General features: G+C 65.3%; 26 protein-coding genes, 1 tRNA gene and 3 pseudogenes. 16 read left to right on the top strand and 14 right to left on the bottom strand.

Annotated features, from left to right (window positions below; translation table 11 throughout):
- Positions 1 to 9: 9 nt before the first annotated feature.
- Positions 10 to 1,188: an amino acid aminotransferase gene (locus OKW52_RS03370; protein ID WP_264504456.1), complete on the top strand. Its 1,179-nt coding sequence runs from the start codon at positions 10 to 12 to the stop codon at positions 1,186 to 1,188.
- Positions 1,189 to 1,478: 290 nt separating this feature from the next.
- On the opposite strand, the gene OKW52_RS03375 is transcribed toward OKW52_RS03370, so the two are convergent.
- Entirely contained in the window at positions 1,479 to 2,348 is an 870-nt protein-coding gene (locus OKW52_RS03375; protein WP_264504457.1) for a branched-chain amino acid aminotransferase, read from the bottom strand.
- A gap of 172 nt (positions 2,349 to 2,520) precedes the next feature.
- On the opposite strand from OKW52_RS03375, the gene OKW52_RS03380 reads away from it, so the two are divergent.
- The 8 genes and pseudogenes from OKW52_RS03380 to OKW52_RS03415 form a co-directional block, all read left to right on the top strand.
- Complete coding sequence (locus OKW52_RS03380; RefSeq protein WP_264507647.1) at positions 2,521 to 3,033, top strand: MarR family winged helix-turn-helix transcriptional regulator; 513 nt, start codon at positions 2,521 to 2,523, stop codon at positions 3,031 to 3,033.
- A pseudogene (locus OKW52_RS03385) lies at positions 3,030 to 3,742 on the top strand (response regulator). The gene OKW52_RS03380 and the pseudogene OKW52_RS03385 overlap by 4 nt, the downstream one beginning before the upstream one ends.
- Before the next feature lie 124 nt (positions 3,743 to 3,866).
- A tRNA-Lys gene (locus OKW52_RS03390) sits at positions 3,867 to 3,941 on the top strand.
- Between the two features lie 248 nt (positions 3,942 to 4,189).
- On the top strand, positions 4,190 to 4,939 hold the full coding sequence (locus OKW52_RS03395) for a UDP-2,3-diacylglucosamine diphosphatase (protein WP_264504458.1): 750 nt from the start codon (positions 4,190 to 4,192) through the stop codon (positions 4,937 to 4,939).
- Positions 4,940 to 4,942: 3 nt separating this feature from the next.
- On the top strand, positions 4,943 to 5,107 hold the full coding sequence (locus tag OKW52_RS03400; RefSeq protein WP_264504459.1) for a hypothetical protein: 165 nt from the start codon (positions 4,943 to 4,945) through the stop codon (positions 5,105 to 5,107).
- The gene (locus OKW52_RS03405; protein WP_264507648.1) at positions 5,085 to 6,041 is read left to right on the top strand and encodes a ceramide glucosyltransferase; all 957 of its coding nucleotides are present in this window, start codon (positions 5,085 to 5,087) and stop codon (positions 6,039 to 6,041) included. Before OKW52_RS03400 ends, OKW52_RS03405 begins: the two co-directional genes overlap by 23 nt.
- Before the next feature lie 17 nt (positions 6,042 to 6,058).
- Positions 6,059 to 6,610 (top strand): DedA family protein, encoded by a 552-nt coding sequence (locus OKW52_RS03410; RefSeq protein ID WP_264504460.1) that lies wholly within the window; start codon positions 6,059 to 6,061, stop codon positions 6,608 to 6,610.
- Positions 6,607 to 6,813: pseudogene (locus OKW52_RS03415) on the top strand (glycosyltransferase family 2 protein); the annotation flags it as partial. The gene OKW52_RS03410 and the pseudogene OKW52_RS03415, both read left to right, overlap by 4 nt.
- Positions 6,814 to 7,271: 458 nt before the next feature.
- Here the strand turns inward: OKW52_RS03415 and OKW52_RS03420 are convergent.
- The 6 genes from OKW52_RS03420 to OKW52_RS03445 all read right to left on the bottom strand — a co-directional run bounded on the left by OKW52_RS03420 (position 7,272) and on the right by OKW52_RS03445 (position 11,938).
- Positions 7,272 to 8,633: an MATE family efflux transporter gene (locus tag OKW52_RS03420; RefSeq protein ID WP_264504461.1), complete on the bottom strand. Its 1,362-nt coding sequence runs from the start codon at positions 8,631 to 8,633 to the stop codon at positions 7,272 to 7,274.
- Between the two features lie 92 nt (positions 8,634 to 8,725).
- A complete protein-coding gene (locus OKW52_RS03425; RefSeq protein ID WP_264504462.1) occupies positions 8,726 to 9,766 on the bottom strand; it encodes a saccharopine dehydrogenase in 1,041 nt (346 codons plus the stop codon).
- 1 nt (position 9,767) lies between these two features.
- Positions 9,768 to 10,220: a GAF domain-containing protein gene (locus OKW52_RS03430; RefSeq protein WP_264504463.1), complete on the bottom strand. Its 453-nt coding sequence runs from the start codon at positions 10,218 to 10,220 to the stop codon at positions 9,768 to 9,770.
- 221 nt (positions 10,221 to 10,441) lie between these two features.
- Positions 10,442 to 11,158 carry an LrgB family protein gene (locus tag OKW52_RS03435; RefSeq protein ID WP_264504464.1) on the bottom strand — a complete coding sequence of 239 codons (717 nt, stop codon included), beginning with the start codon at positions 11,156 to 11,158 and terminating at the stop codon, positions 10,442 to 10,444.
- Complete coding sequence (locus tag OKW52_RS03440; protein ID WP_264504465.1) at positions 11,151 to 11,504, bottom strand: CidA/LrgA family protein; 354 nt, start codon at positions 11,502 to 11,504, stop codon at positions 11,151 to 11,153. Before OKW52_RS03440 ends, OKW52_RS03435 begins: the two co-directional genes overlap by 8 nt.
- Complete coding sequence (locus OKW52_RS03445; protein ID WP_264504466.1) at positions 11,501 to 11,938, bottom strand: MarR family winged helix-turn-helix transcriptional regulator; 438 nt, start codon at positions 11,936 to 11,938, stop codon at positions 11,501 to 11,503. Before OKW52_RS03445 ends, OKW52_RS03440 begins: the two co-directional genes overlap by 4 nt.
- Before the next feature lie 141 nt (positions 11,939 to 12,079).
- Between OKW52_RS03445 and hmgA the strand changes: the two genes are divergently transcribed.
- Positions 12,080 to 13,447: a homogentisate 1,2-dioxygenase gene (gene hmgA, locus OKW52_RS03450; RefSeq protein WP_264504467.1), complete on the top strand. Its 1,368-nt coding sequence runs from the start codon at positions 12,080 to 12,082 to the stop codon at positions 13,445 to 13,447.
- Positions 13,448 to 13,546: 99 nt separating this feature from the next.
- A complete protein-coding gene (fahA, locus tag OKW52_RS03455; protein ID WP_264504468.1) occupies positions 13,547 to 14,803 on the top strand; it encodes a fumarylacetoacetase in 1,257 nt (418 codons plus the stop codon).
- Positions 14,804 to 14,993: 190 nt separating this feature from the next.
- Here the strand turns inward: fahA and OKW52_RS03460 are convergent, their stop codons facing one another.
- From OKW52_RS03460 to OKW52_RS03480, 5 genes and pseudogenes are all read right to left on the bottom strand, one after another.
- Positions 14,994 to 15,323, bottom strand: a complete 330-nt coding sequence (locus OKW52_RS03460) for a DUF3775 domain-containing protein (protein ID WP_264504469.1) — start codon at positions 15,321 to 15,323, stop codon at positions 14,994 to 14,996.
- Positions 15,324 to 15,373: 50 nt separating this feature from the next.
- A complete protein-coding gene (locus OKW52_RS03465; protein WP_264504470.1) occupies positions 15,374 to 16,105 on the bottom strand; it encodes an SDR family NAD(P)-dependent oxidoreductase in 732 nt (243 codons plus the stop codon).
- A complete protein-coding gene (locus OKW52_RS03470; protein WP_264504471.1) occupies positions 16,102 to 16,653 on the bottom strand; it encodes a DUF3833 domain-containing protein in 552 nt (183 codons plus the stop codon). The genes OKW52_RS03465 and OKW52_RS03470 overlap by 4 nt, the downstream gene beginning before the upstream one ends.
- Positions 16,654 to 16,662: 9 nt before the next feature.
- A pseudogene (locus tag OKW52_RS03475) lies at positions 16,663 to 17,417 on the bottom strand (DUF1365 domain-containing protein).
- Positions 17,414 to 18,706: an NAD(P)/FAD-dependent oxidoreductase gene (locus OKW52_RS03480; protein ID WP_264504472.1), complete on the bottom strand. Its 1,293-nt coding sequence runs from the start codon at positions 18,704 to 18,706 to the stop codon at positions 17,414 to 17,416. The pseudogene OKW52_RS03475 and the gene OKW52_RS03480 overlap by 4 nt, the downstream one beginning before the upstream one ends.
- A 240-nt stretch (positions 18,707 to 18,946) precedes the next feature.
- Between OKW52_RS03480 and OKW52_RS03485 the strand changes: the two genes are divergently transcribed.
- Together OKW52_RS03485 and OKW52_RS03490 are read left to right on the top strand one after the other, a co-directional pair.
- Positions 18,947 to 19,453 carry a sigma-70 family RNA polymerase sigma factor gene (locus OKW52_RS03485; protein ID WP_264507649.1) on the top strand — a complete coding sequence of 169 codons (507 nt, stop codon included), beginning with the start codon at positions 18,947 to 18,949 and terminating at the stop codon, positions 19,451 to 19,453.
- 11 nt (positions 19,454 to 19,464) lie between these two features.
- The gene (locus OKW52_RS03490; RefSeq protein ID WP_264504473.1) at positions 19,465 to 20,103 is read left to right on the top strand and encodes a ChrR family anti-sigma-E factor; all 639 of its coding nucleotides are present in this window, start codon (positions 19,465 to 19,467) and stop codon (positions 20,101 to 20,103) included.
- A gap of 338 nt (positions 20,104 to 20,441) precedes the next feature.
- Here the strand turns inward: OKW52_RS03490 and ubiG are convergent, their stop codons facing one another.
- Positions 20,442 to 21,179, bottom strand: coding sequence for a bifunctional 2-polyprenyl-6-hydroxyphenol methylase/3-demethylubiquinol 3-O-methyltransferase UbiG (ubiG, locus tag OKW52_RS03495; protein ID WP_264504474.1), 738 nt, complete (start codon positions 21,177 to 21,179; stop codon positions 20,442 to 20,444).
- A 72-nt stretch (positions 21,180 to 21,251) separates the two neighbouring features.
- On the opposite strand from ubiG, the gene pip reads away from it, so the two are divergent.
- Positions 21,252 to 22,235, top strand: coding sequence for a prolyl aminopeptidase (gene pip / locus OKW52_RS03500; RefSeq protein WP_264507650.1), 984 nt, complete (start codon positions 21,252 to 21,254; stop codon positions 22,233 to 22,235).
- On the opposite strand, the gene OKW52_RS03505 is transcribed toward pip, so the two are convergent.
- Complete coding sequence (locus OKW52_RS03505; RefSeq protein WP_264504475.1) at positions 22,232 to 23,104, bottom strand: esterase-like activity of phytase family protein; 873 nt, start codon at positions 23,102 to 23,104, stop codon at positions 22,232 to 22,234. The genes pip and OKW52_RS03505 overlap by 4 nt on opposite strands.
- A gap of 183 nt (positions 23,105 to 23,287) precedes the next feature.
- Here OKW52_RS03505 and rimP point away from each other — a divergent pair, with 183 nt between their 5' ends.
- Positions 23,288 to 23,902: a ribosome maturation factor RimP gene (gene rimP, locus OKW52_RS03510; protein WP_264504476.1), complete on the top strand. Its 615-nt coding sequence runs from the start codon at positions 23,288 to 23,290 to the stop codon at positions 23,900 to 23,902.
- 3 nt (positions 23,903 to 23,905) lie between these two features.
- Positions 23,906 to 25,516 (top strand): transcription termination factor NusA, encoded by a 1,611-nt coding sequence (nusA, locus tag OKW52_RS03515; protein ID WP_264504477.1) that lies wholly within the window; start codon positions 23,906 to 23,908, stop codon positions 25,514 to 25,516.

The following is a 25,516-nucleotide window of genomic DNA, read 5'->3' on the forward strand; positions in this document are numbered from 1 at the left end:
AGAGCTGACATGTTCCAGAGCCTGCCTGCCCCCGCCGCCGATCCGATCCTGCATGTGATGACGATGTACCGCGAGGATCCGCGGGCCGAGAAAGTCGATCTGGGGCTGGGGGTCTATAAAGACCCTCAAGGGGCGACACCAGTGATGCGCGCGGTCAAGGCCGCCGAGCAGCGGCTGGTCGACGAGCAGGACACCAAGAGCTACACGACGCTGTCGGGGGATCCGGCGTTTCGCGCAGCGGTGGCCGGGCTGGTCCTGGGCGATGCGGTGCCAGCGACGCGGCTGGCGGGCAGCACAACGACGGGCGGCACGGCGGGGGTGAAGCTGGGGATGGACCTGATCCACGCGGCCAGCCCGGGCTCGACGATCTGGATCTCGACGCCGACATGGCCAAACCACTACGCGCTGGCCAAGGCCGCCGGTACTGCGTTCAAGACCTATCGCTATTATGACGCCGAGACCGGCAGCATTGACCGTGCGGGCATGTGGGCGGATCTTGAGGCGGCGCAGCCCGGCGATGTGCTCCTGCTGCACGGGTGCTGCCACAACCCCACCGGGGCGGATCTGTCGGCGGAGGACTGGGCGGCTGTGGCGGCGTTCTGCAAGGCCAAGGGCGTGATGCCGTTCATCGACATCGCGTATCAGGGCTTTGGCGACGGGCTGGACGAGGACGCCGCAGGTCTTCGCGCGCTGGCGGCGCAGATGGCGCGGATGATCGTCGTGTCGTCAGCCTCGAAGAACTTTGGCCTCTACCGCGACCGCGCGGGCTGCTGTCTGGTGATCTGTCCCGAGGGAGAGCGCGCTCTGGTGCAGGGCACGCTGGAAGTGCTGAACCGCCAGTCGATCAGCTTCCCGCCGGACCATGGCGCGCGGGTGGTGACCGAGATCCTGTCTGACCCGGCGCTGCGGGCGCAGTGGGACGATGAACTGACCGAGATGCGCGACCGGATGAACCGCCTGCGCCGCCTGCTCGCCACGGCGCTGCGCGATGCCTGCGGCTCGGACCGGTTCGGGTTTCTGGCCGATCAACGCGGGATGTTCTCGATCCTGGGCGGCTCCGAGGCGCAGATCACCCGGCTGCGCGAGGAATTCGGGGTTTATATCGTCGGCGGTGGGCGGCTGAACATGGCGGGGCTGACCGAACACAGCATCCCCCGTGTCGCCAAGGCGATCGCAACGGTCCTGTGATCTCACGGAGCGGCTGACGCCGCACGCCTATGAGCGCTTCGCGCGGGTAAAGGGGGTCCTCGGACCCCCTCTTCGGCTGACGCCGAATTCACCCCCGAGGATATTTAAGGACAGAAAATAGGGCGAGTTAAGGGTTCATTGACCCTGTTTCATTTTCTGTCTTCAAATATCCACGGGGGTTTCCGAAGGGGGCGCGTCTTGCGTCGCGGCCAATCGTCCACTGGACGATTGGCTTTTCGCTCCTCACCCTTCGGCGGGGGTGTGGGGGCTGGCCCCCCACCACCAACGGGTCAGCTACGGACCAGCGCCTCGTAGGTGTCCGACACCTTGCGGGTCAGGTCGCCGACCTGGAAATGGTAGTCACCGATCTGGCCCACCGGCGTGACCTCGGCGGCGGTGCCGGTCAGCCAGCATTCCGAGAAGGTGCCAAGTTCGTCGGGCATGATGTGGCGTTCTTCGACGCTCAGGCCCATGTCCTTGAGCATGGCGATGACCGTCTGGCGGGTGATGCCGTTGAGGAAGGCGTCAGCCAGCGGCGTGTGGACCACGCCGTCCTTGACGAAGAACACATTCGCCCCGGTCGCCTCGGCCACATAGCCGCGATAGTCCATGAACAGCGCATCCGAGCAGCCTTTGGCTTCTGCCGCGTGTTTGGACATGGTGCAGATCATGTAGAGCCCGGCCGCCTTGGCCGCCGTCGGGATGGTTTCCGGCGAGGGGCGTTTCCACTTGGCGATGTCGAGCTTGGCACCCTGCCATTTCGCGTCGCCATAATACGCGCCCCATTCCCAGCCCGCGACCGCCATGCGTACCGGGTTGCGCGCGGCCGAGACGCCCATATCTTCGCCCGCGCCGCGCCAGGCGACCGCGCGCACATAGGCGTCGGTCCAGCCATTCGCCTTGAGCATGGCGTACTTGGCCTCTTCGATCTGATCGACCGAATAGGGCACGGTCATATCCAGCAGCCGGCCGGATTCGATCAGCCGGGCCGAGTGTTCGCGGCTTTTGAAGATCTTGCCGTTATAGCAACGCTCGCCCTCGAAGACCGACGAGGCATAGTGCATCGCATGGGTGAGGATATGCACTTTGGCATCGCGCCATGGCACAAGGGTGCCGTCCATCCAGATGTAGCCATCTCTGTCATCATAGGCGCCGGCCATGGCTCTCTCCCCTGCTGCGCGTTTCCGAAAATTGCGCGACAAAGGACCGGTAAGGACATTATATTGCGCAAACTGGTCGATTTGCTAACAATTGATTCTTGGAAAGTCAATAACGCTGACATAAAACGAACCTGGCCCGGTTCCGGGTCGGTTGCGGGGGTAAACAGAGATGATGGCCGACGGTATGACGGGCGGGACGACGGGTGGCGAGAACCTGCTTTTCCTGACCGACGAGCAGCTGCGCAAAGGCATCGAGGCGATGTTCTTTGCCTACCGCGGATTCACCGCTGATCCCGACCGTATCCTTGCCGATCTGTCCTATGGTCGCGCGCATCACCGGGCCTTGCACTTCATCAACCGGTCGCGCGGGACGACGGTGAATAACCTGCTTTCGGTGCTGGGGGTGACCAAGCAATCGCTGAACCGGGTGCTGCGCACGCTGATCGAGGACGGGCTGGTGGAATCCCGTGTGGGCCGCGAGGACAGACGTGAACGCAATCTCTATCTGACTGCCGCCGGGGCGGAGCTGGAGCGCCAGCTGTCCGAGGCGCAGCGCGCCCGGATGCGTGCGGCGTATCGCGCCGCCGGGCCGCAGGCCGTCGCCGGGTTCCGTCAGGTGCTGGAGGCGATGATGGACGAGTCAATCCGCGCCCAGTATCAGGCGATGCAGGATGGCAGATCATGAGCGACACCCCCGCCCATTTGCTGATCGTCGATGATGACGAACGTATCCGCGAGTTGCTCAAGCGCTATCTGGTCAAGCAGGGTTTCATGGTCACCGCCGCGCGCGATGCCGCGCAGGCGCGGCGACTGCTGAGCGGGCTGGCCTTTGATCTCATCGTTCTGGATGTGATGATGCCGGGTGAGGACGGTGTGGCGCTGACGCAATGGCTGCGCGGTGCGATGGCGACACCGGTGATCCTGCTGACTGCGCGCGGCGAGGCCAAGGATCGCATCACCGGATTCGAGGCCGGGGCGGATGACTATATCGCCAAGCCGTTCGAGCCCCGCGAGCTGGTGCTTCGCATCAACGCGATTCTGCGCCGCGCCCCCGGCCCGAAGCCGGGGCTGACGCGCCGCAGATGCTGATGCTGGGCCGGTTGCGCTATGAGATCGAGACCGGCGACTTGCGCGACGGGCAAGAGCCGGTGCGCCTGACGCAGACCGAATCAGCCCTGATGCGCATCCTTGCCGCGCGGCACGGTCAGGTGGTCAGCCGCGAAGCGCTGGTCGATCAGCTGGGTCGGGATCGCGGTCTGGGCGGAGAAATCGCGCAAGAGCGGGCGGTGGACGTTCAGATCACGCGATTGCGCCGCAAAATAGAGCTGGATCCTCGCCGCCCGCGCTATCTGCAAACGGTGCGCGGAGAGGGCTATATGTTGACTGCGGGCTGAGTGTGCTGGGGTTAAGACCGAAGCGACGCCGCGTCGCATCGCTCGTGCCGACAAGGTCGCGAAAAAAAATGACATCTTACGCCTTGACCCCGGCGCGAGTTCTTTCTACTTAGCCTCGCAATGTGGGCCGGTAGCTCAGCGGTAGAGCAACTGACTTTTAATCAGTTGGCCATAGGTTCGATCCCTATCCGGCTCACCACTTTCCTCAAAGGCCCGGGCGTTATTGCCCGGGCCTTTGGTGTTTCAGGCACAACCCGGGACGTTTCGGGCCGGGACGTTTCGGGATTGTGACAGCGGAAATCCGCTGCGTTGCAGAAACGACATCGAAATGTCACCCGGTTGTGGCGTAGGCTTGGCAATGCTCGAGTTACCGAAGCGTTTCGCAGGTTTCCGATGTCTGATCGCCACTCCTCGAATTTTTCGCCGCGCGTTTGTCGAACCTTGTTCGTGTCAGACCTGCATCTTGGGGCGCTGGGCGCGCAACCCGCACGGGCGCTGGGTTTCCTGCGTGCGCACCGGGCCGAGACCTATGTGCTTGTCGGTGATGTGCTGGACCAGTGGCAGCCGCTGTTGCCGCACTGGAGCGCCGATGATCAGGCTGTCATCGACCACCTGAACGCCCGGCAGGCCGAAGGGGCGCAGCTGATCTATCTGCGCGGCAACCACGATCCCTACCCGGAGCGTGCCCCGGCGGGCACCCAGCCACGGGTCGCCGCGCAGGATCAGCACGTTCATCATGCGGCGGACGGCAAGCGTTATCTGGTGATTCACGGCGACAAGGTCGATGCGCGGATCTTTCGCGCCCATGCCTTCACGCGACTCGGCAGCCGCATCGATCATATGCTACGCTTGCTGGACCGGGGCCTGCAGCGCCTGTCGCGGCAATCACCCGGCGAGGCGAAAAGCTCGATCGAGGCGCTTCTGGCCTGGCTCAACACGCTGATGCATGTAGGCCGCAAGCATGAGCGCAAACTGGTCGATCTGGCACGGGCAGAGGGGTTGGACGGGGTGATCTGCGGACATTTCCACATTGCGGGCCTGCACCGGGACCACGGGTTGACCTATGCCAATTGCGGCGACTGGGTCGACAGCGCGACCGGGCTGATCGAGACCTTCGACGGCACGCTGAAACTGGTGACGGCTCCGGTGCCCGTGGCGTCTTCGCAGCCCGCCGTGCCCGATATGGTCGAGGCGTAAGTCATGCTGCTGGCTCTCTCCCTTACCGCCGCCGGGCTGCTGATCGTGCATCTGCTCACCGTGCTGCTGACGCTGCGGCGAGATCACCCCCGCGCGCCCGGCGCCCCGCAGCATCGGAGAGCCGCGCGTCACGCTGTTGCGCCCGGTGCATGGGCTGGATGCCTTTGATGCCGAGACGCTGGCGAGTTCCTTCGCGCAGGACTACCCGGACTATGAGGTGATCTTCTGTGCGCAAAGTGCCGATGACGCCGCCGTGCCGGTGCTGCGCGCGCTGATCGCGGCGAACCCGCGCGTCCCGGCGCAGCTGCTGATCGGCTACGATGCGATCACCGCCAATCCCAAGCTGAACAATCTGTGGAAGGGCTGGCAGGCAGCCACAGGTGACTGGATCTGCATGGCCGACGCCAATCTGTTGCTGCCTGCGGACTATCTGCGCACCGTCGTCGCCGCCTGGGGTCCGCGGACCGGGCTGGTTTCGTCTCCCGCCGTGGGCACGCGGCCGCAGGGCTGGGGCGGGCATCTGGAATGCGCCGTGCTCAACGCCAATCAGGCGCGGTTGCAGCTGGCCATCGACAGTCTGGGCAACGGGTTCACCCAAGGCAAGACGATGCTGGTCAACCGCGCGCTGATAGACCGGGCAGGGGGCTTTGCCGCGCTGGGCGCGTATCTGGCCGAGGATGCGACCGCGACCAAGATGGTGCGCTCGCTGGGCCTGCGGGTGACGCTGACGCCGATGCCGTTTTCGCAGCCGGTCGGGCAGCGCAGCCTGCGCGCGGTCTGGGACCGGCAGCTGCGCTGGAGCCGTGTGCGGCGTGACGGTTTCCCGGCGCTGTTCGCGTTCGAGCTGGCGAATGGTGCGGCGCTGCCGACGGTGCTGGCGCTGGTCGCTGGCGGCCCCGTGGTGGCGCTGGGCTATCTGGGCGTCTGGTATCTGGCCGAGATCCTGCTGATACGCCGCGCAGGCTGGCCGGGCAGCTGGCGCGATCTGGTGGCTTTGCCACTGCGCGACCTGATGCTTCCGGCGCTGTGGCTGGCCACCTTCGCCCGACGCGGGTTCGAGTGGCGTGGCACGGCGATGGGCGAGGTCACGGCAGCGGAATGATCAGCCAGGATACCCTGATGACGCTGGTCAGCGATTACGGACTGGCGATCCTTGCCCCTTTGGCGCTGCTCGAGGGGCCGATTGTCTCGGTGCTGGGCGGCTGGCTGGCCGGGCGCGGTGTGATGGTCGTGCAGGCGGTGTTTCTGTGCGTGGTGATCGCCGACGTGGTCGGCGACGCGGTGCTCTATGGCGTGGGTCGCTACGGTGGGCCGCGCGTGCCGCAGCGCTGGCGCGAAAGGCTGGGCCTGTCGCGCGACCGTCAGGCCGCGTTGATCGACCAGATCCATGCAGGCGGCGGGCGGCTGTTGGTGATCGGCAAGCTGACGCATGCGATGGGTTTCGCCGTGCTGGCGGCGGCCGGGGCCGCGCGCTATCCGTTCCTGCGCTTTCTGGCGGTGAACCTCATGGCGACGCTGCCGAAAAGCGCCGCGCTTGTCGCTTTGGGCTGGGCGCTGGGCGATTCCTGGGACCGCGCCGATGCGTGGCTGGCGCGGCTCGTGCTGGTCGGCGCGCTGCTGTCGGTCGTGGCGTTGACCTGGTGGTTCCGCCGCGCGCAGAGGCCCGCATGAACCCGCGCCTGACCTGCCTTATCGCTGCATGGAACGAGGGCGCGCGCCTGCCTGCGGTACTGGCCGCGCTACAGGACCACCCCCTGATCGACCGGCTGTTGGTGGTCGATGACGGCTCGACCGACGACACCGCGCGTGTGGCCGAGCGCGCCGGGGCCGAGGTGCTGCGCCTCACGCCCAACGGCGGCAAGACGGCGGCGCTGGCGGCGGGCATCGCCCGGCTTGAGGGCGAGCATGTGCTGGTGCTGGATGCCGACCTGACGGGCCTCACAGCGCGCGACATCACCGCCCTGGCCAGTCCCGTGTTGCGCGGTGTGGCCGAGGCGACGATCTCGCTGCGCGGCAACGCGCCGCGCACATGGCGCTGGCTGGGGGTCGATTACATCAGCGGTGAGCGGGTGCTGTCCGTCCCATTGCTCAAAACCCTCGCCCCGGCGCTGCCGGGCCTGCCGCGATTTGGCTTCGAGGTGTTTCTGAACCACGCGCTCAGGGCGCAGGGCCACCGTGTGGCGGTGGTGGGCTGGCCGGGGGTGGCCAGCCCCTCGAAAGCCAGCAAGCAGGGCCTGTGGCGGGGGCTGTGGGCCGATGTGCACATGATCCGCGACATCCTGCGCTGCCAGCCGGTTTCCGAACTGCTGGGCCAGATCAGCTGGCTGCGTGATCAGATCGCGCGCCAGAACCGCGCGTGCAGCGCCAGCGCCGCCGTGGTCAACCCGGCCACCAGACCCAGCCAGATGCCAACGCCGCCCAGATCGGTCAGGAAGCCCAACGCATACCCGGCGGGCAGACCGACCAGCCAATAGGCCACCGTCGCGATGACCATCGGCTGCCGCGTGTCCTGAATCCCGCGCAAGAGGCCCATCGCCACCACCTGCCCCGAATCCGCCAGCTGGAACAGCGCGGCGACCATCAGCAGGGTCACGCCCAGCGGTACGATAACGGCGCGTTGCGGCTCATCCGGTTTCAGGAACAGACCGACCATGTGCTCGGCGAAGACCCAGTAGATCAGCATGGTCAGCGTGGCAAAGCCCAGCGACAGGATGACCGACGCCTTTGCGGCAGAGCGCAACGCCGCCTCATCGCCGCGCCCGCGGGCGCGCCCGACCATCACCGTCGCCGCGTTCGACAGGCCCAGATGGACCATGAAGAACATCGCCGTGATCTCCAGCGCGATGGAATGCGCGGCCAGACTGTTCTTGCCCAGCCAGCCCATCATCACCGCCGACGCGGCGAAAAGCCCGGTCTCGGCCAGCATGGCCAGGCCGATGGGCAGTCCCAGCGCGTTCACCTGCCGCAGCGCCTGCCAGTCGGGCCGCCAGAAGCGCACCAGCAGCTGATAATGCTTCAGCGACGGGCGGGTGACCGCATAGGCCAGCAGCACGCCCATGGTGACGATCTGAACCAGCACCGAGGCCACGGCAGCCCCGCGAACCCCCATTTCAGGGAAACCCAGATTGCCGAAGATCAGCAGCCAGTTGACGCCGATGTTGACCAGAACGCCGATGATCGTGGCCCAGAACACCACCTGCGTGCGCCCCAGCGCGGCGAGGTAGCTTTTCAGCACCATCGCCACCAGCGCGGGTGCCAGACCGAAACCGACGATGGCCAGATAGCTGCCGCCCTGCTCGGCCACATCGGGGTCTTGCCCCAGCGCTGCCAGCAGCGGGGTCGAGAAGATGAACAACGGCAGCGCCAGCGCCGAATAGAACAGCGACAGCCACATGCCCATGCGGGTCACGCGCCGCACCTCGGTATCCTGCCCCGAGGCCGCTGACGACGCGACCATCGGCATCACCGCCTGCGCAAAGCCCATGCCCAGCGTGAACAGCACAAAGAACACCGTCGCCCCCAGCGCGCCGGCGGCAAGGGCGGTCACGGTGTACCAGCCAAGCATGATCGTATCGGTCACATGCAGCGCGAATTGTGCGACATGGCTGCCGATCAGCGGCAGGCCCAGCACCAGAACGGCGCGGGCATTCGGCAGGAAGCCGGTTTGAACGGGAATGGTCGAGGGGGCTGACATGGGAACAATCCAGCGTAACGCCCGGCGAAAATGCGCCGAGCCGTCCTGAATGCCTGCGATCCGGGCAAAGGACAACCCCGTAGGGTTGTTTTTTAACGTGTGAAGCGCGCGTACTCGGCCTGCGCGCGGCCCCAGACACCGTGCTCCAGATCGTCCAGCGTCAGAAGATGCGGCAGCAGCTGGGCGGCGAAGTCTTCCGAGGCTTCGATCGGCAGCAGCGACGGCAGGTTGTCGATCGCCATCACATCGAGCGGTAGCGCGTCATGCACGCGGACCACCGGGGCCTCCCAGCTGGTGGCGCGGTCATAGACCGGAACGGGGTTATAGGCGCTGCCCGGGTCACAGGCGATATCGCCGATGACGCGCAGCTGGCGGTCCAGGGTGCCGGCATCGGCGGGCACGAAGACGGGGCAGCCGGGGCGGGCAAGGATGCAGTTGAAGAACAGATCATGCGCCAGAACCTCGGGGAAGGGCCCGCCGCTGGCGGTCTCGGCCATGTCCCAGCGGGTGACGCGCAGGCCCAGCGCCTCGCACAGATCGGCAGCTCCGGTGCCGACGCGGCCCAGCGCGCCGATGATCAGCGCAGTCGGGCGGCGGCCGTCCAGCTCTTGTGAAAGGGCGGCGATCATCGCGTTCTTGTCGGCATAGCGCGCGACCGGGGGGCAGATATTGCCGGTATCCTGCGCCGCCCAGGCCTTGACGCTGACCCCGGCCCCGGCGAACCCGGCCCAGTAGCCGAAGGCGGCGACCCGGCGCCCGCGCTCGTCGACCAATGATTCCAGATCATAGAGCCTGCCACCCCCGGCCCTGAACCGCGCCAGCAGGGCAGGGCCGTCGGGCTGGCCCTTGTAGGCATGGCCGAAGAGGATGTGGCGATGGGGCAGGGGTGTGCCATCCTCGGGCAGTTCCTTGAGGCCAAAGATGATCGCATCCGGCGGCGCATCGGGCCAGCTGGCATAGGCAGCGCGGGTACAGCCGGCGTCGAGATAGGGCTGCAGGGGCAGGGCGCGCACCGGGCTTTCCTCGACGGTGATCTGAAAGCCCTTGGCGATCAGCGCCGCGGCACCCGCTGGCGTCAGACCAACGCGCTCTTCGTTCTGCCGCTGCTCGGCGCGGACCCACAGATGAACCATGTCAGACCCCTGCAAAGGTTTCGCTCAGGATGGCGGCCAAGGCCTCGGCATCCTGCTCGGTGAAGGCAGCGGGCAGATCGCTGTCGATGTCGAACACGCCGATCACCGCGCCACTGCCGTCGAAGACCGGCAGCACCAGCTCGGACCGCGTGGACGAGGCGCAGGCGATATGCCCGGGGAAGGCGTCGACATCAGGCACAAGCTGGACTTGCCCCGTGCGCGCAGCGGCACCGCAAACGCCTTTGGCGAAGGGGATCACCAGACAGCCGTGACCGCCCTGATACGGCCCGATCTTGAGCAATTCGGGGGCGGTGACGCGGTAGAACCCGGTCCAGTTGAACCGGTCATCCGAATGATGCACCTCGCAGGCGACGGTGGCCATGAGCGAGACGGCATCGGTCTCACCCTGGGTCAGGGCACGGATCGTGGCGGCAAGAGTGGGGTAGTCGGGCATGGCGGGCGCTCCAGTTCCCAGCGGTGTGCCATAGCGGCGCGGGCAGGAAAAGGGGGCCTTGCCCCCCTCTGCGCTGACGCGCATTCACCCCCCAGGATATTGAGAGAGCAAAGAGGCGCGTGGTTAACAAACCATTAAGCGCCCTCATCTGTCTCTAAATATCCCCGGGGGGGCGCGCCCTTGGGCGCGGCGGGGGGCTGGCCCCCCTGCCCGGCTGCCGTTCAGAGGAACAGCCGCAAGACGGCGGGCGCGATCAGCGCGGTCAGGATCGCGTTCAGGCCCATGCCGATCCCGGCAAAGGCCCCCGCTGTCGGATGCACCTGAAATGCGCGCGCCGTGCCGATGCCATGCGCTGCCGTGCCCACCGCCAGCCCCCGCGCGCGCCAGTCCGTCAGGCGCAGGGCGTTCAGCAGCGGCGTCGCGATCAGCGCGCCGGTGATGCCGGTCAGGATGACCAGCACCGCCGTCAGCGTCGGCGAGCCCCCGAGCGATTGCGCAATGCCGATGGCGACGGGGGCGGTGGTGCTTTTGGGGGCGAGAGAGGCGAGGGTTTCCATGTCCACCCCCATCGCCTTGGCGATAACGAGGGCCGAGGTGACGGCGACGACCGATCCGACCGACACCCCCGCCAGCACCGGCAGAATGGCGCGTCTCAGCCGCGCGCCCTGCGCATGCATCGGCACGGCCAGCGCCACCGTCGCCGGGCCGAGCAGGAAGTGGACGAACTGCGCGCCCTCGAAATACACCGCATAGGGCGTGCCGGTTGCCCAGAGCATCAGCCCAAGCAGCAGCACGGCGATCAGCACCGGGTTGGCGATCGGCTTTCGTCCGGCCTGTTCGGCAATGAGATCGGCGATGACATAGGCAACCAGCGTCAGAGTCAGCCAGAGCAGCGGGCCTTGCGCCAGATAGGACCAGATCTCGGCGAATTCACGCATCGCGGCTGCCTGTCAGCCGGGCGACCAGCGTGAAGGCCAGCGCCCCGGCCGCTATGGCCAGCGCCGTGGACACCACGATTGCCAGCCCCAGTGCCAGCGCCTGAGACCCCAGCCGGTCGAGATGGCCGATCACCCCGACGCCGGCCGGGACAAACAGCAACGACAGGTGGCGCAGGATGCCTTCGCCCACCGGCCGGACCATCGCGGCCAGCGGCGCCGAGGCCGACATCAGCGCCCAGAGCAGCGCCATGCCCAGCACCGGCCCCGGCACGGGCAGACCCAGCGCGCGCGCCGCCGCCTCGCCGGCCAGCTGGCACAACAGGATCAGCGTCAGGGCGCGGATCATCCCTTGGTGTCCAGCAGGGCGTTCAGCCCGGCCTCCAACCCCTCGACCAGCGGCCCGAGGCGCGCGCGCATCTCGGCCTGAAACGCCATCGCCACCGGCAGCACCCGCGCCACCAGCGCCTTGCCTTCGGGCGTCAGGCGCAGCACCAGCAGGCGACGGTCCACGGTGTTCACCGCCTTGGTGATATAGCCTGCCGCCTCGAGCCGGGACGCAGCCCGGCTGACCTTGGATTTCTCCATATCCACCCGCGCCTCGATATCGCGGACCGAGACATCGCCCGACTGGTGCAGATGCGCCAGCACGCGCCATTCGGGGATCGAGATGCCGAACTCCTCGCGGTAGCGGTCGGCAAAGGCGCGGCTGATGCGGCTGGCGGCGGCGTTCAGCCGGTAGGGCAGGAAATCATTCAGGTCGAAATCAGGCGTGTCGGTCATAAATCGCTCCGGCGGTCGCTTTAAGCCGACCACAAAGCCGGGATGAAATCAATCGACGCCTGTCACGGGGCTTGCATTGTTGCACCTGCAATGAAATAATGGACATCAGAAATGATCCAAATCCGCGAACAGGAGACGGCCATGACCGACCTCAGCCTGCCCAAAGGCATGATCCGCGCCCCCAGCGTGGCCGGCGTTCATGAGGGCTACATGCCCGGCTTCGGCAATGATTTCGAGACCGAGGCCCTGCCCGACGCCTTGCCACAAGGCCAGAACAGCCCGCAAAAATGCAACTACGGGCTTTATGCCGAGCAGCTTTCCGGCACTGCCTTCACCGCGCCGCGTGGCCAGAACGAGCGCAGCTGGTGTTACCGTATCCGGCCTTCGGTCAAGCATACCTCGCGATTCACCAAGATCGACGTGGCAGGCTGGAAAACCGCGCCGCATGTGATGCCCGATGTGATAAGTCTGGGCCAGTACCGTTGGGACCCGGTGCCGATGCCGGGCTCGGGCGACAGCTATACCTGGATCACCGGGATGCGGACCGTCACCACGGCAGGCGATGTGAACACGCAGGTCGGCATGGCGAGCCATGTGTATCTGGTGACAGCCTCGATGCAGGACGAGTATTTCTACTCAGCCGACAGTGAGCTGCTGGTGGTGCCGCAAGAGGGTCGTCTGCGGTTCTGTACCGAGATGGGGGTGATCGACCTTGAGCCCAAGGAAATCGCCATCCTGCCGCGCGGTCTGGTCTACCGGGTCGAGGTGCTGGACGGTCCCTGCCGCGGCTTTGTCTGCGAGAACTACGGCCAGAAATTCGACCTGCCCTCACGCGGGCCGATCGGTGCGAACTGCATGGCCAACCCGCGCGACTTCAAGACGCCGGTGGCGGCGTTCGAGGATCGCGAGGTGAAAAGCCGCGTGGTCATCAAGTGGTGCGGCCAGTTCCATGAGACCTTCATCGGCCACTCGCCGTTGGATGTGGTGGCGTGGCACGGCAATTATTGCCCGGTGAAATATGACTTGCGCACCTATTCGCCGGTTGGCGCGATCCTGTTCGACCACCCCGATCCGTCGATCTTTACGGTGCTGACCGCGCCTTCGGGGCAGGAAGGCACGGCGAATATCGATTTCGTGCTGTTCCGCGAGCGCTGGCTGGTGGCCGAGCACAGCTTCCGCCCGCCGTGGTATCACAAGAACATCATGTCCGAGCTGATGGGCAACATCTATGGCCAGTACGACGCCAAGCCGCACGGGTTCCAGCCCGGCGGGTTGAGCCTGCACAACTGCATGCTGCCGCATGGGCCGGACCGTGATGCGTTCGAGGGCGCGTCGAATGCGGACCTGAAACCGCATCTGCTGGACAACACCATGTCCTTCATGTTCGAGACGCGCTTTCCGCAGCAACTGACCGAATGGGCTGCCAAAGAGGCCCCGCTGCAGGACGATTACCTTGACTGCTGGACCTCGCTCGAGAAGAAATTCGACGGCACGCCCGGTATCAAATAGACCGGAGCCAAGACGCCTGCAGGGTGCATCCCTGCGCGCGGCTCTGTAAGGTGGGGTTCAACCCCACCCTACGCTGACCTTCCTAACGCAGGACTCACAATGACTCTCATCCGTTCCTGGGTCGACACCGCCAACGACCCCAGCTGCCCTTTTCCGCTGAACAACCTGCCCTATGGCGTCTTCTCGACCTCTGGCACGCAACCGCGCTGTGGCGTGGCGATTGGCGACAAGGTGCTCGACGTCGCGGCGATGGAGAAAGCGGGTTTGTTGCGGCTGGCGGACACGCCGCTGCTTGCCTCGGCCGTCTGGAACCCGCTGATGGACGCCGGAGCGGTGATCTGGGACAAGCTGCGCAGCCAACTGATGGGCCATCTGGCGCAGGGCGCAGACACGCAGGATCAGGTCGAGCCTTATCAGCACCCGCTCTCGGGTGTGACGATGCACATGCCCTTCGCTGTGACCGAATACACCGATTTCTACGCAGGCCGGAACCACGCGCAGAACGTGGGTTCCATCTTCCGCGGTAACGACAATGCGCTGCCCGTCAACTGGTTGCACATTCCGATCGGGTACAATGGCCGCGCGTCGTCGGTGGTTGTCTCGGGCACCGGTGTGCGCCGTCCCTGGGGCCAGCTGAAAAGCCCCGATCAGGAGGCGCCTGTCTTCCAGCCCTGCCGTCGCTTCGATCTGGAGCTGGAGATGGGGGCGATCGTCGGCAAACCCTCGACCGGACCGGTCACCGTGGCCGAGGCTGACGATATGATCTTTGGCTACGTGCTGCTGAACGACTGGTCGGCGCGCGATATTCAGGCGTGGGAATATGTCCCGCTGGGGCCGTTCCAGGCCAAGGCAACGGCGACGACCATCTCGCCGTGGATCGTCACCAAAGCCGCGCTGGCACCCTTCCGTGCCACGACCCCCGAGCGTGAAAAGCCGCTGCTGGCTTATTTGGAAGAGCCGCGGCCGATGCTCTACAACATCGACCTGCGCGTCGAACTCGCGCCTCAGGGCGGGACCGCGACGGAAATCGCGCGGACCAACTATACGCAGATGTATTACTCGGCGGCGCAGCAACTGGCGCATCACACGACGTCGGGCTGCCCGATGCGGGTGGGCGACCTGCTGGGTTCGGGCACCATTTCGGGGACGACCAAGGACAGCCGCGGTTCGATGCTGGAACTGAGCTGGAGCGGCAAGGAGCCGATCACGCTGGATGGCGGCGAGACGCGCAGCTTCCTTGAGGATGGCGACACGCTGACGTTGAAGGGCACCTGCCACGGCGACGGGTATTCCATCGGCTTTGGCGATTGCTCGGGCCGCATCCTGCCCGCGCTGACCGACCCTTACGCGCGCTGAGGACAAAAAGAGAGGGGGCCTTCAGCCCCCTCTTTGGCTGACGCCAAATTCACCCCCGAGGATATTTTTAGACAGATGATGCGGCCTTAACCTTTTGTTAACGCGGCTCTTTGCTCTTCAAATATCCCGGGGGTAGCGCGCAGCGCGCAGGGGGCAGCGCCCCCTGTCCGAGCTCGCAACAGGGCGGCACCTAGCGGTCGAAGAAATCCTCTTCCACATCCGTGACGTCGATATCCAGCGCTTCCAGCCCTGATTCGAGGTTTTCGGACAGGTGGGGCATCCCCATCAGGTAATCCGCCGTTGGCGTCGTCGCCTCGGTAAAGGCGGTTTCCAGCGCCTGCTCGTATTCCTCGGGCTCGAACGCGCCGCGGCCGATCCAGGCGATGGCGACCAGATGCGCCTTCTCGTCCTCGTTCATCGCGTCGATAAAGGCGTGCAGCTCGCCCGTCCGGCCGGTTTCGCGGGCTTGAAAGATGATGTGGACGACTTTCTTGAGGCTGATTTCGGGAGTCATGGCCATTCCTTTTTTCCCGACAATCGCGCCGATGGCGGGCACGTGCAAGAGGGCGGTCAGCGCTGGGCGAAAATCCGGTTCCACAGCGCTGTGGGGAAAAGCCGCCCGGCACGGAACAGCCACGAGAAGACCCTGGGGAACGACGTCATCGGTCGCCCGCTGTTCAGGGCGCGCATCATCTCGGCAGCAGCCTGTTCGGGATCCTGGATAAAGGGCATCGCGAAGCTGTTCTTGGCGGTCAGCCGCGTGCGGATAAAGCCCGGGTTGATCAGTTGCACCCGCACACCGGTTGCCTGCAAGTCCACCTGCAACGATTGCGCGAGGTTCATCAGCCCTGCTTTGGACGCGCCGTAGCCGATGCTTCCCGGCAGCCCCCGGAACCCGGCCAGCGAGCCGGTGAGCACCAGCCGTCCGCTGTTGCGGGCCAGCATGCCGGGCAGCACAGCGCCGACCACCCGCATCGCGCCCAGCAGGTTCACGTCGATCATTGCCAGCGCTTTACCCGTGTCCCATTCCTGCGCCCGCATCGGCCAGTAGGTGCCGGCCAGGAAAATAACGCCGTCCACGGTGCCGACTTCAGCCGCAGCCCCCGTGACCGAGGCATCGTCGGTCACATCCACCGCCAGCGCCCGTGCATCCGGCAATGTTTCTGCCAGATCCACAAGCCGTGCGCTGTTGCGCGCGGAGAGGATCAGCGTTGCGCCCTCGATCGACATCGCTTCGGCCAGAGCGCGGCCCAGACCTTCGGACGCACCGACCAGCCACCATGTCTGGCCTTGCAGGCTCATGTCAGTGCCGGTCGCAGGGTGGCGACCAGTTCGGCGACCTTGATGCCGAACTTGCGGAACTGACTGCGGTTGATGATCGTGCCGTTGTCCATCAGATACATCCAGTCGGTCACATCCAGCACCCAGCCTCCGGCGTGTTCCGGCAGGCGGATGCGGTACTTCAGCTGCAGCCCGGCACCCTCTTGCCGCCCGTGGCCCGGCTCGACGATATCGTCGGCATCGGCCACGACCGTCCCGTCATTGCCCATCGCCAGCGTCCAGCGGCGGTTCTGTACTTGCCCGCTGGCATAGCGGAACTGTTCTTCCAGCACGCCGCGGTTTCCGGTCCAGCGCCCGTGCATATCCGCCACAAAGCGTGAGGTCACGCGGCCTGTGGGCCCATAGATCACACCTTCGCACAGGATCGGGCCGTTCAGGTGGCGGCGGATGTCGATCTGCGGCTGCTGTCCTGCGTAATCCTCAGGGCGCTGGGCGGTGAAGCCGATGAAACGGCTGGCCAGATACCAGAGCACTCCCAACAGGGCGAGGATGGTTAACACATCGAGCATTGCGATCTCCTATCGCGAAACGTCGTGGGACGGCGGCTGCGGGCGGGGCCGATAGACCGCGCCTTTCCACCACAGTTTCAGCGCCTGCCAGTGGATCAGGGCCAGCACCCGTCGCGACCCCAAGGGGCGGCGCAGCATCGCCGCGATCAGCCCACGCGCCGTTGCCGGTTTGCGCGGGCCGGTCAGCGTGGCGATCAGCCCGCCCTTGGCATGGCCATAGGCGATGCGGATGGCGATGGCGTCGGGGCGGATGTCAAAACGGAACTGGTAATCGCCCTCGACCGGCTGAAAGGGCGAGACGTGGAAGATCTTGTGCGCCAGCAGCGTGTCCTCGGCGCGGATCGGTGCGAAGCCGTCGCGGTGGCACAGATAGGAATGGCGGTCGCCGAAGGTATTGCTCACCTCGGCAATCACGCAGATCAGCGCGTTCTGCGCGTCATGGCACAGCCAGAAGCTGACCGGGTTGAACACATGCCCCAGCACACGCGGCTGCGCCAGCAGGTCGATCCGCTCGGGCGACGGCGCACCGGCTGCCGCCAATACGTCCCGCACCCAGGCAGCGCCACGCCCTTGCGCGGCGCGCCGCCATGGTCGCTGTCATGCAGGGACAGCAGCCCCGCGCGGTTGCGGGCGAAAAGCCACGGCGCGGGCTGCGGCTTTTCCGCGTTCAGCAGCAGATAGTCGACGCCATAGCTGAATCGGTTGCTCAGCGTGTCGCTGCGCCCGTGAAAGGTGCGCCCGGCGATATGTTCGACGGCTGTCACGCGGCGGCCCTTTCGCGGGTTGCTCCCAGCTTGGTCACCACGTCCACGGCGCTGGCAAAGCCGTCCTCATGGAAGCCGTTCTTCATCCATGCGCCGCAGAACCATGTGTTGTGATGGCCATTGAGCACCCGCAACACATCCTGCGCGGCAAAGGCAGCGCGGTCATAGACCGGATGGCGGAAGGTGTGGCTGTCGTAGGTCAACTCGTCGCGGATCGGCCGGTTGCTGTTGAGGGTGACGAACATCTCATCCTCAGCCGGGATCGGCTGCAGGGCGTTCATCCAGTAGGACAGGCTGATACGCTCACGGTCCTGCGGCGAGTGTTCGGTATAAGTCCAGGCCGACCAGACCTTGCGCCGTTTAGGCATGATCGCGGCATCGCGGTGCAGCACCGCATGATTGTCCTGATAGCCGATGGCGGACAGCGCGACGCGCTCGGTTTGCGTCGCATCCGACAAGAGCGCCAGCGTGGTGTCGGAATGGGTGGCGAAGATCACCTCGTCAAAACTTTCCCAGGTGCCGCCCTCAAGGCGCACTTCGGCCCCGTTGGGGGTGCGGCGCACGGCGGCGGTGGGGGCACTGGTGCGGATATCGACGCCGCGCACCCGCAAATCGCGCTCAAGCCGGGTGACGTATTCGATCGACCCACCTTTGACGGTGTACCACTGGTGTTGGCCCGTGGCTGACAGCAGGGCGTGGTTGCGGAAGAAATCGACCATGGCGCGGGCGGGGAAATCCATGATCTTTTCCTTGGGCGTGGACCAGATCGCACCCGAGAACGGCTGGATATAGCGCTCGCGGAACCATGTCCCCATGCCCAGCGTATCCATCAGCGCGCCGATGCTCATGTCAGGGTCGGTGACGGCGGTATCGGCCCTGGCGTTGAAGCGCAGAATGTCGCGCAGCATCCGCAGAAAGCGCGGATCCGCGATGTTGCGGCGCGAGGCGAAGATCGTATCCAGCGTGTCCAGCGCGTATTCGCAGGCGCCTTGGTCGAAGGACGCCCCAAAGCCCATCGAGGCAGGGGCCGTCGGAACCTCCAGCGCCTCGAACATCGCGGTCAGGTTGGGGTAATTGGCGTGGTTGAACACGATGAACCCGGTGTCCACCGGTTGATCGCCCCGCTTGCCCGCCATCACGGTGCGCGCGTGGCCACCCAGGCGCGGCGCAGCCTCGATCAGGGTTACGCGGTGACCGGGGGCCAGCAGCCAGGCGGCGGCCATGCCAGAGATCCCGGCTCCGATGACGGCGATGCGCTTGGGGGCAACGGGGATAGACTCGAACGGCATCGGGATCTCCTGCAGGTTTCAACGGTTACGCTGCCGGAACGGGGTTGGATGACAAAAAGTTTCGGACCGCTTGATCCGCTTGCCCGCAGGCTTCGTATCCGGTCCATGTTGCAAGAACTCGCCATTCCGGGGACACTACCCCTGCCGATAGCTGCCCTGATGGGGCGGGCTGAACGGCATGAGGACAAAGGGCAGCATGACGTGACGGCGGAAGACGATAATGCCAAAGCGGTAACATGGATGCTGGCCGTGGCGCGCAATGCCGATCAGCAGGCCTTTGCGTCGCTGTTTGCGCGGTTTGCGCCGCGGGTGAAGGCGTTCCTGATCAAGTCAGGTGCGACGCCGACCCTGGCCGAGGATTGCGCGCAGGACGTGATGGCAACCGTCTGGCGCAAGGCCGGGCAGTTCGACCCGACCCGCGCGTCGGTCGCGACCTGGATCTTCACCATCGCGCGCAACCGGCGGATCGACATCCTGCGGCGGGACCGGCGGCCTGAACCGCAGGATCTGCCTTGGGGGCCCGAACCCGAGCCCGACCAGCTGGACGCGATGGTGTTGCAACAAGACACTGAACGCCTGAGCGCGGCGCTTGCCGCGCTGCCCGACAATCAACGCGCCTTGATCGAACGCGCTTATTTTGGCGATCTCAGCCACGGCGAGATCGCCAGGATTACCGGCCTGCCTTTGGGCACGATCAAGTCCCGTATCCGCCTGGCGCTGGAAAAACTGCGCCAGACCATGACCTGAGGATATCTCCGATGATCCGTCATCACCTCTCTGATTCCCTGCTGACCGGCTACTCGACCGGTTCGCTGCCCGAGGCTTTCAGCCTGCTGGTCGCCACGCATGTGTCGCTGTGCGACGAATGCCGCGCCCGGCTCGAGGCACAGGATGCCGTCGGCGGCGCGGTGCTCGAAAGCTGCGAAGCGGTGGCGATGAGCGATTCCAGCTTTGCGGCAACACTGGCCCTGCTTGGCGGTGCGACCCCCGAACGCGAAAAACCCGCGCCGTCGGCCGGCGTTTTCCCGGCACCGTTGCGAGAATACATTGGCGGGGATGCCGGGTCAGTGCGCTGGCGTCCGGTGGGCGGCGGTGTGCGCCAGGCGATCCTGCCAACGGCAAAAGGCGCAAGCGCCCGGCTGCTGTATATCCCCGCCGGAACCGCAGTGCCGGATCACGGGCATACCGGGACTGAACTGACGCTCGTCCTGTCGGGTGCCTTTGACGATGCGACCGATCATTTCGGTCCCGGCGATGTCGAGATCGCCGATGAGGATCTCGAACACACGCCCGTCGCCGCCCCTGGTGAACCGTGCATTTGCCTCGCCGTCACGGATGCGCCCCTGCGCTTCAACGGGCTGATCCCGCGGCTTTTGCAGCCATTCCTGAAGATCTGACCCGAGTCCTTTATAGGAGACGTCAGGCGGCTGCGGCGCTCGCCCCCATCGAGGGGGCTCGCACCGCGTGGGGCCAGCCCCACACCCCGCCAAAGGGGACGCACGCGCCCCCTTTGGGATCCCCCGTGGATATTTAACGACAGAAAATGGCACAGGAGGAGGCGCCGTTCATTTTCTGTCTCCAAATATCCTCGGGGGTGAATTCGGCGTTAGCCGAAGAGGGGGCAGAAGGCCCCCTGACGCGCGCCGCGCTCGCGGCGCGCCTGGCCCAACGGGAGGGGCAGGATCTGTGATCCTGCCGCGACGGGCGGGAGCCCCCCGTTGGTCTTTGCGTGCACTCAGTCCTTGCGCACCGAGGCCGTCACATAGTTGACGCTCAGATCACGATCAGACAGCGACCAGCGCCACAGGACGGGGTTGAACACCATGCCCTTGCGATCGACCGGGTCGAGGCCCGCTTGGCGGATCAGGGTGTAAAGCTCGTCCGGGGTGATGAACTTGGACCAGTCATGCGTCCCGCGCGGCAGCCAGCGCATGACCACTTCTGCCCCGAAGATCGCCATTGCATAGCTTTTCGGGTTGCGGTTCAGGGTCGAGCAGATCATCAGCCCTCCGGTTTTCAGCAGGTCATGGCAGGCCGTCAGATAGGCCAGCGGGTCGGACACATGCTCGACCACTTCCATGTTCAGCACCACGTCGAAGCGCTCGCCCGCCTCGGCCAGCGCTTCGGCCGTCGTGTGGCGGTAGTCGATGGTCAGCCCCGACTGCTCGGCATGCACCTGCGCCACCGGGATGTTGCCCGCAGCGGCATCCGCGCCGATCACGTCAGCCCCAAGCCGCGCCATCGGTTCCGACAGCAGCCCGCCGCCGCAGCCGATATCGAGCAGCCGCAGCCCGTCGAACGGCTTGGGCGCGCGCAGGTCGCGGTCGAATTCGGCGGCGATTTGCGTGGTGATATAGTCCAGCCGGCAGGGGTTGAGCTGGTGCAGCGGCTTGAACTTCCCCTGCGGGTCCCACCAATCGGCGGCCATGGCCTCGAATTTCGCGACTTCGGCGGGGTCGATGGTGCTTGTCATTCTGCGCTCCGACTTGTCTTTTGTCCTCGCATCCCGTGGAATGGGGATCGAGGGCAAGATATAGACCGGATGATGGACAAGTCCCACGAGCAAAAGAGCGCAGCCGCGTTTCTCTACCCGCCGATTGAACCCTATGAGCGGCGGGTTCTGGACGTAGGGCAGGGGCACAGCGTCTATATCGAGGAATCCGGCAATCCGGCGGGCGTGCCTGTGGTGGTGTTGCATGGCGGCCCCGGTGGCGGCTCCAGCCCGATGATGCGGCGGTTTTTCGACCCTGCGCATTATCGCATCGTGCTGTTCGACCAGCGCGGCTGCGGACGCTCGCGCCCGCATGCCAGTGTCGAGGCCAATACAACCCAGCATCTGATCGCCGATATCGAGGTGATCCGTCAGGCGCTGGGCATCGGTCGCTGGATCGTCTTTGGTGGCAGCTGGGGTGCCACGCTGGCGCTGGCCTATGCGCAGGCGCATCCCTCGCGCGCTGCGTGGCTGGTTCTGCGCGGCGTCTTCACCGGGACGCAGGCCGAACTGGACTGGTTTTATGGCGGCGGTGCCGGGCGGTTTTACCCGGAACTGTGGTCACGGTTCGTCGATGCCATTCCCGTGGACGAGCGCGACAATCTGATCGGTGCGTATCACAAGCGTCTGTTTTCCGGCGTTTTCGCGCAGGAATCGCGCTTTGCCCGGCTTTGGTCGGATTGGGAAAACGCTTTGGCGACGGTCGAGACGCGCGGCTTTTTCGAGACGCCGGTCGACTATGCCCGCGCCTTCGCCCGGTTGGAGAACCATTACTTCACCAACGCCTGTTTCTTTGAGCGCGATGGCCAGCTGTTGGCGGATCTGTGGCGGATGAGCGGGGTGCGTGGCACTATCGTGCAGGGTCAGCTGGACATGATCTGCCCGCCGGTCACCGCCTGGGGTCTGCACCGCAAATGGACCGGCAGCACCTTGCGTATGGTGCCGATGGCCGGGCATGCGCTGTCCGAGCCGGGGATCACCAGCGAGCTGGTCTCGGTCATGGACGGGTTGAAATCGGCCGGGCTGCTGCGCGATTAGGGCAAGCGGTATTCGGCGATTTCGGTCCGTTGCAGCATGTTCTGGTTGTCGTCGGATACAGTCGTCGCCCAAAGCTGCCCGCTGGCATCCTGCGTGACGCTGATGCCTTCGTGATTGTCGAGCGCGCCCATCGAGGTTTCCACCAGCGTTTCGGGCTGGCCCCAGGCACCGGGTCGCAAGCGACTGATGCGGCTGGCGAAAAAGGCAAGGCGGAATTTGCGTTCCAGCAGGTACAGGTTGCCGTCGGGGCCGAAATCCAGCCCCACGGGACGAAACCCGTCGCGGTCGGGCAAAAAGCCGACGATTTCCCACTGATTGGTCAGACGGTAGAGCGGGAAGGTGCCATCGAGCGGCGCTTCGGGCACGGCGAACACCGCGCCGGACTGATCCACCGCTATCCCTTCAAGCCCCTCATTCGAGGGCAGGCGCTGCCAGCTGTTCGCGCGGGGCAGGGCCTCGGCCGGCCCTGTTTCGTCGCGGTACTGCAGGATGCGGCTGGGCGAGCCTTCGAACGACACATGCAGCGTGCCGTCCGGGCGTTGGTCCAGCCCTTCGGAATCGGCGCGGTGGCCACGCAGGGCGCTGCCCGCCGTGCCGTTCAGCACAAAGTGTTCGATCTTTTCGATGCCGGTGATCACGCCCGCGTCATCGCGCAGCAGCCGGACGCGGACAACGAACCCCCGGTCGCTGAGCAGCAGGGCGCGGCGGCGGTCGCTGCTGAGCTCGATACCGGAAAACCCGCCGAAAAACGGCCCGCCGCTGTTCCAGTGGTAAAGCGAATCAGGGCGGCTGGTGACAGCGCGCGCCGCGCGGGCGGGCAGCAGCGCAGCGGCACCGAGGGCAAGGAAGTGGCGGCGGGACAGGGTCATGGCTGCGCGACCCTAACGGCGGAAACCAGCGGGGGAAATGCCGCGCCGCGACATATCTCTTGAAGTTGAGGGGATGTCGGCGTATATCCCCGTTCAACAGCGGCGCTGTGAGGTCCAAACTCACAGCCCACCGAGAAATTTCGCGGGCCGCTTGGCCCGTTTTTTTATTTCTGGAGCGTCGCGATGAGCGAACAAGACGACAGCACAGGATCGGTTGGCGATCTGGTGGCGCGTACGGCGATCGACCAGCGGCTGGCCGAGATCGTCAAACCTGCGGTCGAGGCCGCCGGGTTTGAACTGGTGCGCCTGCGGCTGATGTCGGGCAAGACCCGCACGCTGCAGATCATGGCCGACCGGCCCGATGGCGGGATCGAGATCGACGAACTGGGCGAGGTGACCACCATGGTCTCGGCCGTGCTGGACGTCGATGATCCGCTTGAAGATCCTTATGTGCTGGAAGTGTCGAGCCCCGGCATCGACCGCCCGCTGACCCGTCTCAAGGATTTCGATACCTGGGAAGGCTATGAAGCCCGGATCGAGACCAACGAGCTGATCGACGGTCGCCGCCGCTTCAAAGGCACGCTGCAAGGCACCGAAGGCACCGAGGTGCTGCTCGAGATCGAAGATCAGGGCGCGCCGGTCACCATCGGCCTGCAATTCGACTGGCTGTCAGATGCCAAGCTGGTTCTGACCGACGAGCTGATCGAAGAAACCCTGCGTGCCCGCAAGAGCAGCGGCGCGATTATCGAATCCGACTTCGACACCATCGAAACCGACAGCGCTTCCGAGGAGGAGTGATCCATGGCGATTACCAGTGCCAACCAGCTTGAACTGCTGCAAACCGCCGAAGCGGTCGCGCGTGAAAAACTGATCGACCCCGAACTGGTCGTGCAGGCGATGGAAGACAGCCTCGCCCGCGCCGCCAAGTCGCGCTACGGCGCTGATATGGACATCCGCGTCCACATCGACCGCAAGACGGGCCGCGCGCAGTTCACCCGTGTGCGCACGGTGGTCGAGGATGGGGCGTTCGAGAATCACCACTCGGAACTGACGCTGAAAGAGGCGAAAGCCTATCTCGCCGATCCGCAGATCGGCGATGAGGTCAAGGAAGAGGTGCCCCCGGTCGAGCTGGGCCGCATCGCCGCGCAATCGGCCAAGCAGGTGATCCTGCAGAAGGTCCGCGAAGCCGAGCGTGACCGCCAGTATGACGAATTCAAGGACCGCGCCGGGACCATCATCAACGGCACCGTCAAGCGCGAAGAGTATGGCAACATCATCGTCGATATCGGCCGTGGTGAAGGCATCCTGCGCCGGAATGAGAAGATCGGCCGCGAAAGCTATCGCCCGAACGATCGTATCCGCTGCTTCATCAAGGATGTGCGCCGTGAGGCCCGTGGCCCGCAGGTCTTCCTGTCGCGCACCGCGCCTGATTTCATGGCCGCGCTGTTCAAGATGGAAGTGCCCGAAATCTATGACGGCATCATCGAGATCAAGGCCGTTGCCCGTGACCCGGGCTCGCGCGCCAAGATCGCCGTGATCAGCTATGACAGCTCGATCGACCCGGTCGGCGCTTGCGTCGGTATGCGCGGTTCGCGCGTGCAGGCCGTGGTGAACGAGCTGCAGGGCGAAAAGATCGACATCATTCCGTGGAACGAGGATCAGGCGACCTTCCTGGTCAACGCGCTGCAGCCGGCTGAAGTGTCCAAGGTCGTCATCGACGAAGACGCCAGCCGCATCGAAGTCGTGGTGCCCGATGAGCAGCTGTCGCTGGCCATCGGTCGTCGTGGTCAGAACGTGCGTCTGGCCAGCCAGCTGACCGGTCTCGACATCGACATCATGACCGAATCGGACGAATCAGCCCGCCGTCAGGCGGAATTCGCCGAGCGCACCAAGCTGTTCATGGACTCGCTGGACGTCGACGAGATGATGGCGCAGCTCTTGGTGGCCGAAGGCTTCACCACGCTGGAAGAAGTCGCCTATGTCGAAATCGACGAACTGGTGTCGATTGACGGCTTCGACGAAGACACTGCCTCCGAGCTTCAGGCCCGCGCCCGCGACAAGATCGAAGCGGCCAATCAGGCGGCTCTGGACGCGGCGCGCAGCATGGGTGCAGAAGACAGCCTCATTGACTTTGACGGCCTGACACCCCAAATGCTCGAAGCACTGGCGAAGGACGGCATCAAGACGCTGGACGATTTCGCCACCTGCGCGGATTGGGAGCTGGCCGGTGGCTGGACCACCGATAACGGGCAGCGCATCAAGGATAACGGCATTCTCGAACCTTTCGAGATGAGCCTCGAAGAAGCCCAGACCCTGATCATGACGGCGCGTGTCCTTCTGGGATGGGTCGATCCGGCAGATCTCGAAACCGAGTCAGACGAAGACGCGGTCGAGGGCGAGGAAGACGCATAA

The sequence above is a fragment of the Pararhodobacter zhoushanensis genome, assembly GCF_025949695.1.
GTDB lineage: Bacteria > Pseudomonadota > Alphaproteobacteria > Rhodobacterales > Rhodobacteraceae > Pararhodobacter > Pararhodobacter zhoushanensis_A.

Excerpts from the sequence above, each read along its gene's own strand:
- OKW52_RS03425 (WP_264504462.1), bottom strand. The coding sequence starts at position 9,766 with ATGGTTCATCTGTGGGTCCGCGCCGAGCAGCGGCAGAACGAAGAGCGC.
- OKW52_RS03490 (WP_264504473.1), top strand. The coding sequence starts at position 19,465 with ATGATCCGTCATCACCTCTCTGATTCCCTGCTGACCGGCTACTCGACC.
- OKW52_RS03470 (WP_264504471.1), bottom strand. The coding sequence starts at position 16,653 with ATGCTCGATGTGTTAACCATCCTCGCCCTGTTGGGAGTGCTCTGGTAT.
- OKW52_RS03485 (WP_264507649.1), top strand. The coding sequence starts at position 18,947 with ATGCTGGCCGTGGCGCGCAATGCCGATCAGCAGGCCTTTGCGTCGCTG.
- OKW52_RS03505 (WP_264504475.1), bottom strand. The coding sequence starts at position 23,104 with ATGACCCTGTCCCGCCGCCACTTCCTTGCCCTCGGTGCCGCTGCGCTG.
- nusA (WP_264504477.1), top strand. The coding sequence starts at position 23,906 with ATGGCGATTACCAGTGCCAACCAGCTTGAACTGCTGCAAACCGCCGAA.
- OKW52_RS03435 (WP_264504464.1), bottom strand. The coding sequence starts at position 11,158 with ATGCGTGAATTCGCCGAGATCTGGTCCTATCTGGCGCAAGGCCCGCTG.
- OKW52_RS03420 (WP_264504461.1), bottom strand. The coding sequence starts at position 8,633 with ATGTCAGCCCCCTCGACCATTCCCGTTCAAACCGGCTTCCTGCCGAAT.
- OKW52_RS03375 (WP_264504457.1), bottom strand. The coding sequence starts at position 2,348 with ATGGCCGGCGCCTATGATGACAGAGATGGCTACATCTGGATGGACGGC.
- pip (WP_264507650.1), top strand. The coding sequence starts at position 21,252 with ATGGACAAGTCCCACGAGCAAAAGAGCGCAGCCGCGTTTCTCTACCCG.
- OKW52_RS03410 (WP_264504460.1), top strand. The coding sequence starts at position 6,059 with ATGACGCTGGTCAGCGATTACGGACTGGCGATCCTTGCCCCTTTGGCG.
- OKW52_RS03460 (WP_264504469.1), bottom strand. The coding sequence starts at position 15,323 with ATGGCCATGACTCCCGAAATCAGCCTCAAGAAAGTCGTCCACATCATC.
- OKW52_RS03380 (WP_264507647.1), top strand. The coding sequence starts at position 2,521 with ATGGCCGACGGTATGACGGGCGGGACGACGGGTGGCGAGAACCTGCTT.
- OKW52_RS03430 (WP_264504463.1), bottom strand. The coding sequence starts at position 10,220 with ATGCCCGACTACCCCACTCTTGCCGCCACGATCCGTGCCCTGACCCAG.
- OKW52_RS03480 (WP_264504472.1), bottom strand. The coding sequence starts at position 18,706 with ATGCCGTTCGAGTCTATCCCCGTTGCCCCCAAGCGCATCGCCGTCATC.
- OKW52_RS03370 (WP_264504456.1), top strand. The coding sequence starts at position 10 with ATGTTCCAGAGCCTGCCTGCCCCCGCCGCCGATCCGATCCTGCATGTG.
- OKW52_RS03440 (WP_264504465.1), bottom strand. The coding sequence starts at position 11,504 with ATGATCCGCGCCCTGACGCTGATCCTGTTGTGCCAGCTGGCCGGCGAG.
- fahA (WP_264504468.1), top strand. The coding sequence starts at position 13,547 with ATGACTCTCATCCGTTCCTGGGTCGACACCGCCAACGACCCCAGCTGC.
- ubiG (WP_264504474.1), bottom strand. The coding sequence starts at position 21,179 with ATGACAAGCACCATCGACCCCGCCGAAGTCGCGAAATTCGAGGCCATG.
- OKW52_RS03445 (WP_264504466.1), bottom strand. The coding sequence starts at position 11,938 with ATGACCGACACGCCTGATTTCGACCTGAATGATTTCCTGCCCTACCGG.
- OKW52_RS03400 (WP_264504459.1), top strand. The coding sequence starts at position 4,943 with ATGCTGCTGGCTCTCTCCCTTACCGCCGCCGGGCTGCTGATCGTGCAT.
- OKW52_RS03465 (WP_264504470.1), bottom strand. The coding sequence starts at position 16,105 with ATGAGCCTGCAAGGCCAGACATGGTGGCTGGTCGGTGCGTCCGAAGGT.
- hmgA (WP_264504467.1), top strand. The coding sequence starts at position 12,080 with ATGACCGACCTCAGCCTGCCCAAAGGCATGATCCGCGCCCCCAGCGTG.
- rimP (WP_264504476.1), top strand. The coding sequence starts at position 23,288 with ATGAGCGAACAAGACGACAGCACAGGATCGGTTGGCGATCTGGTGGCG.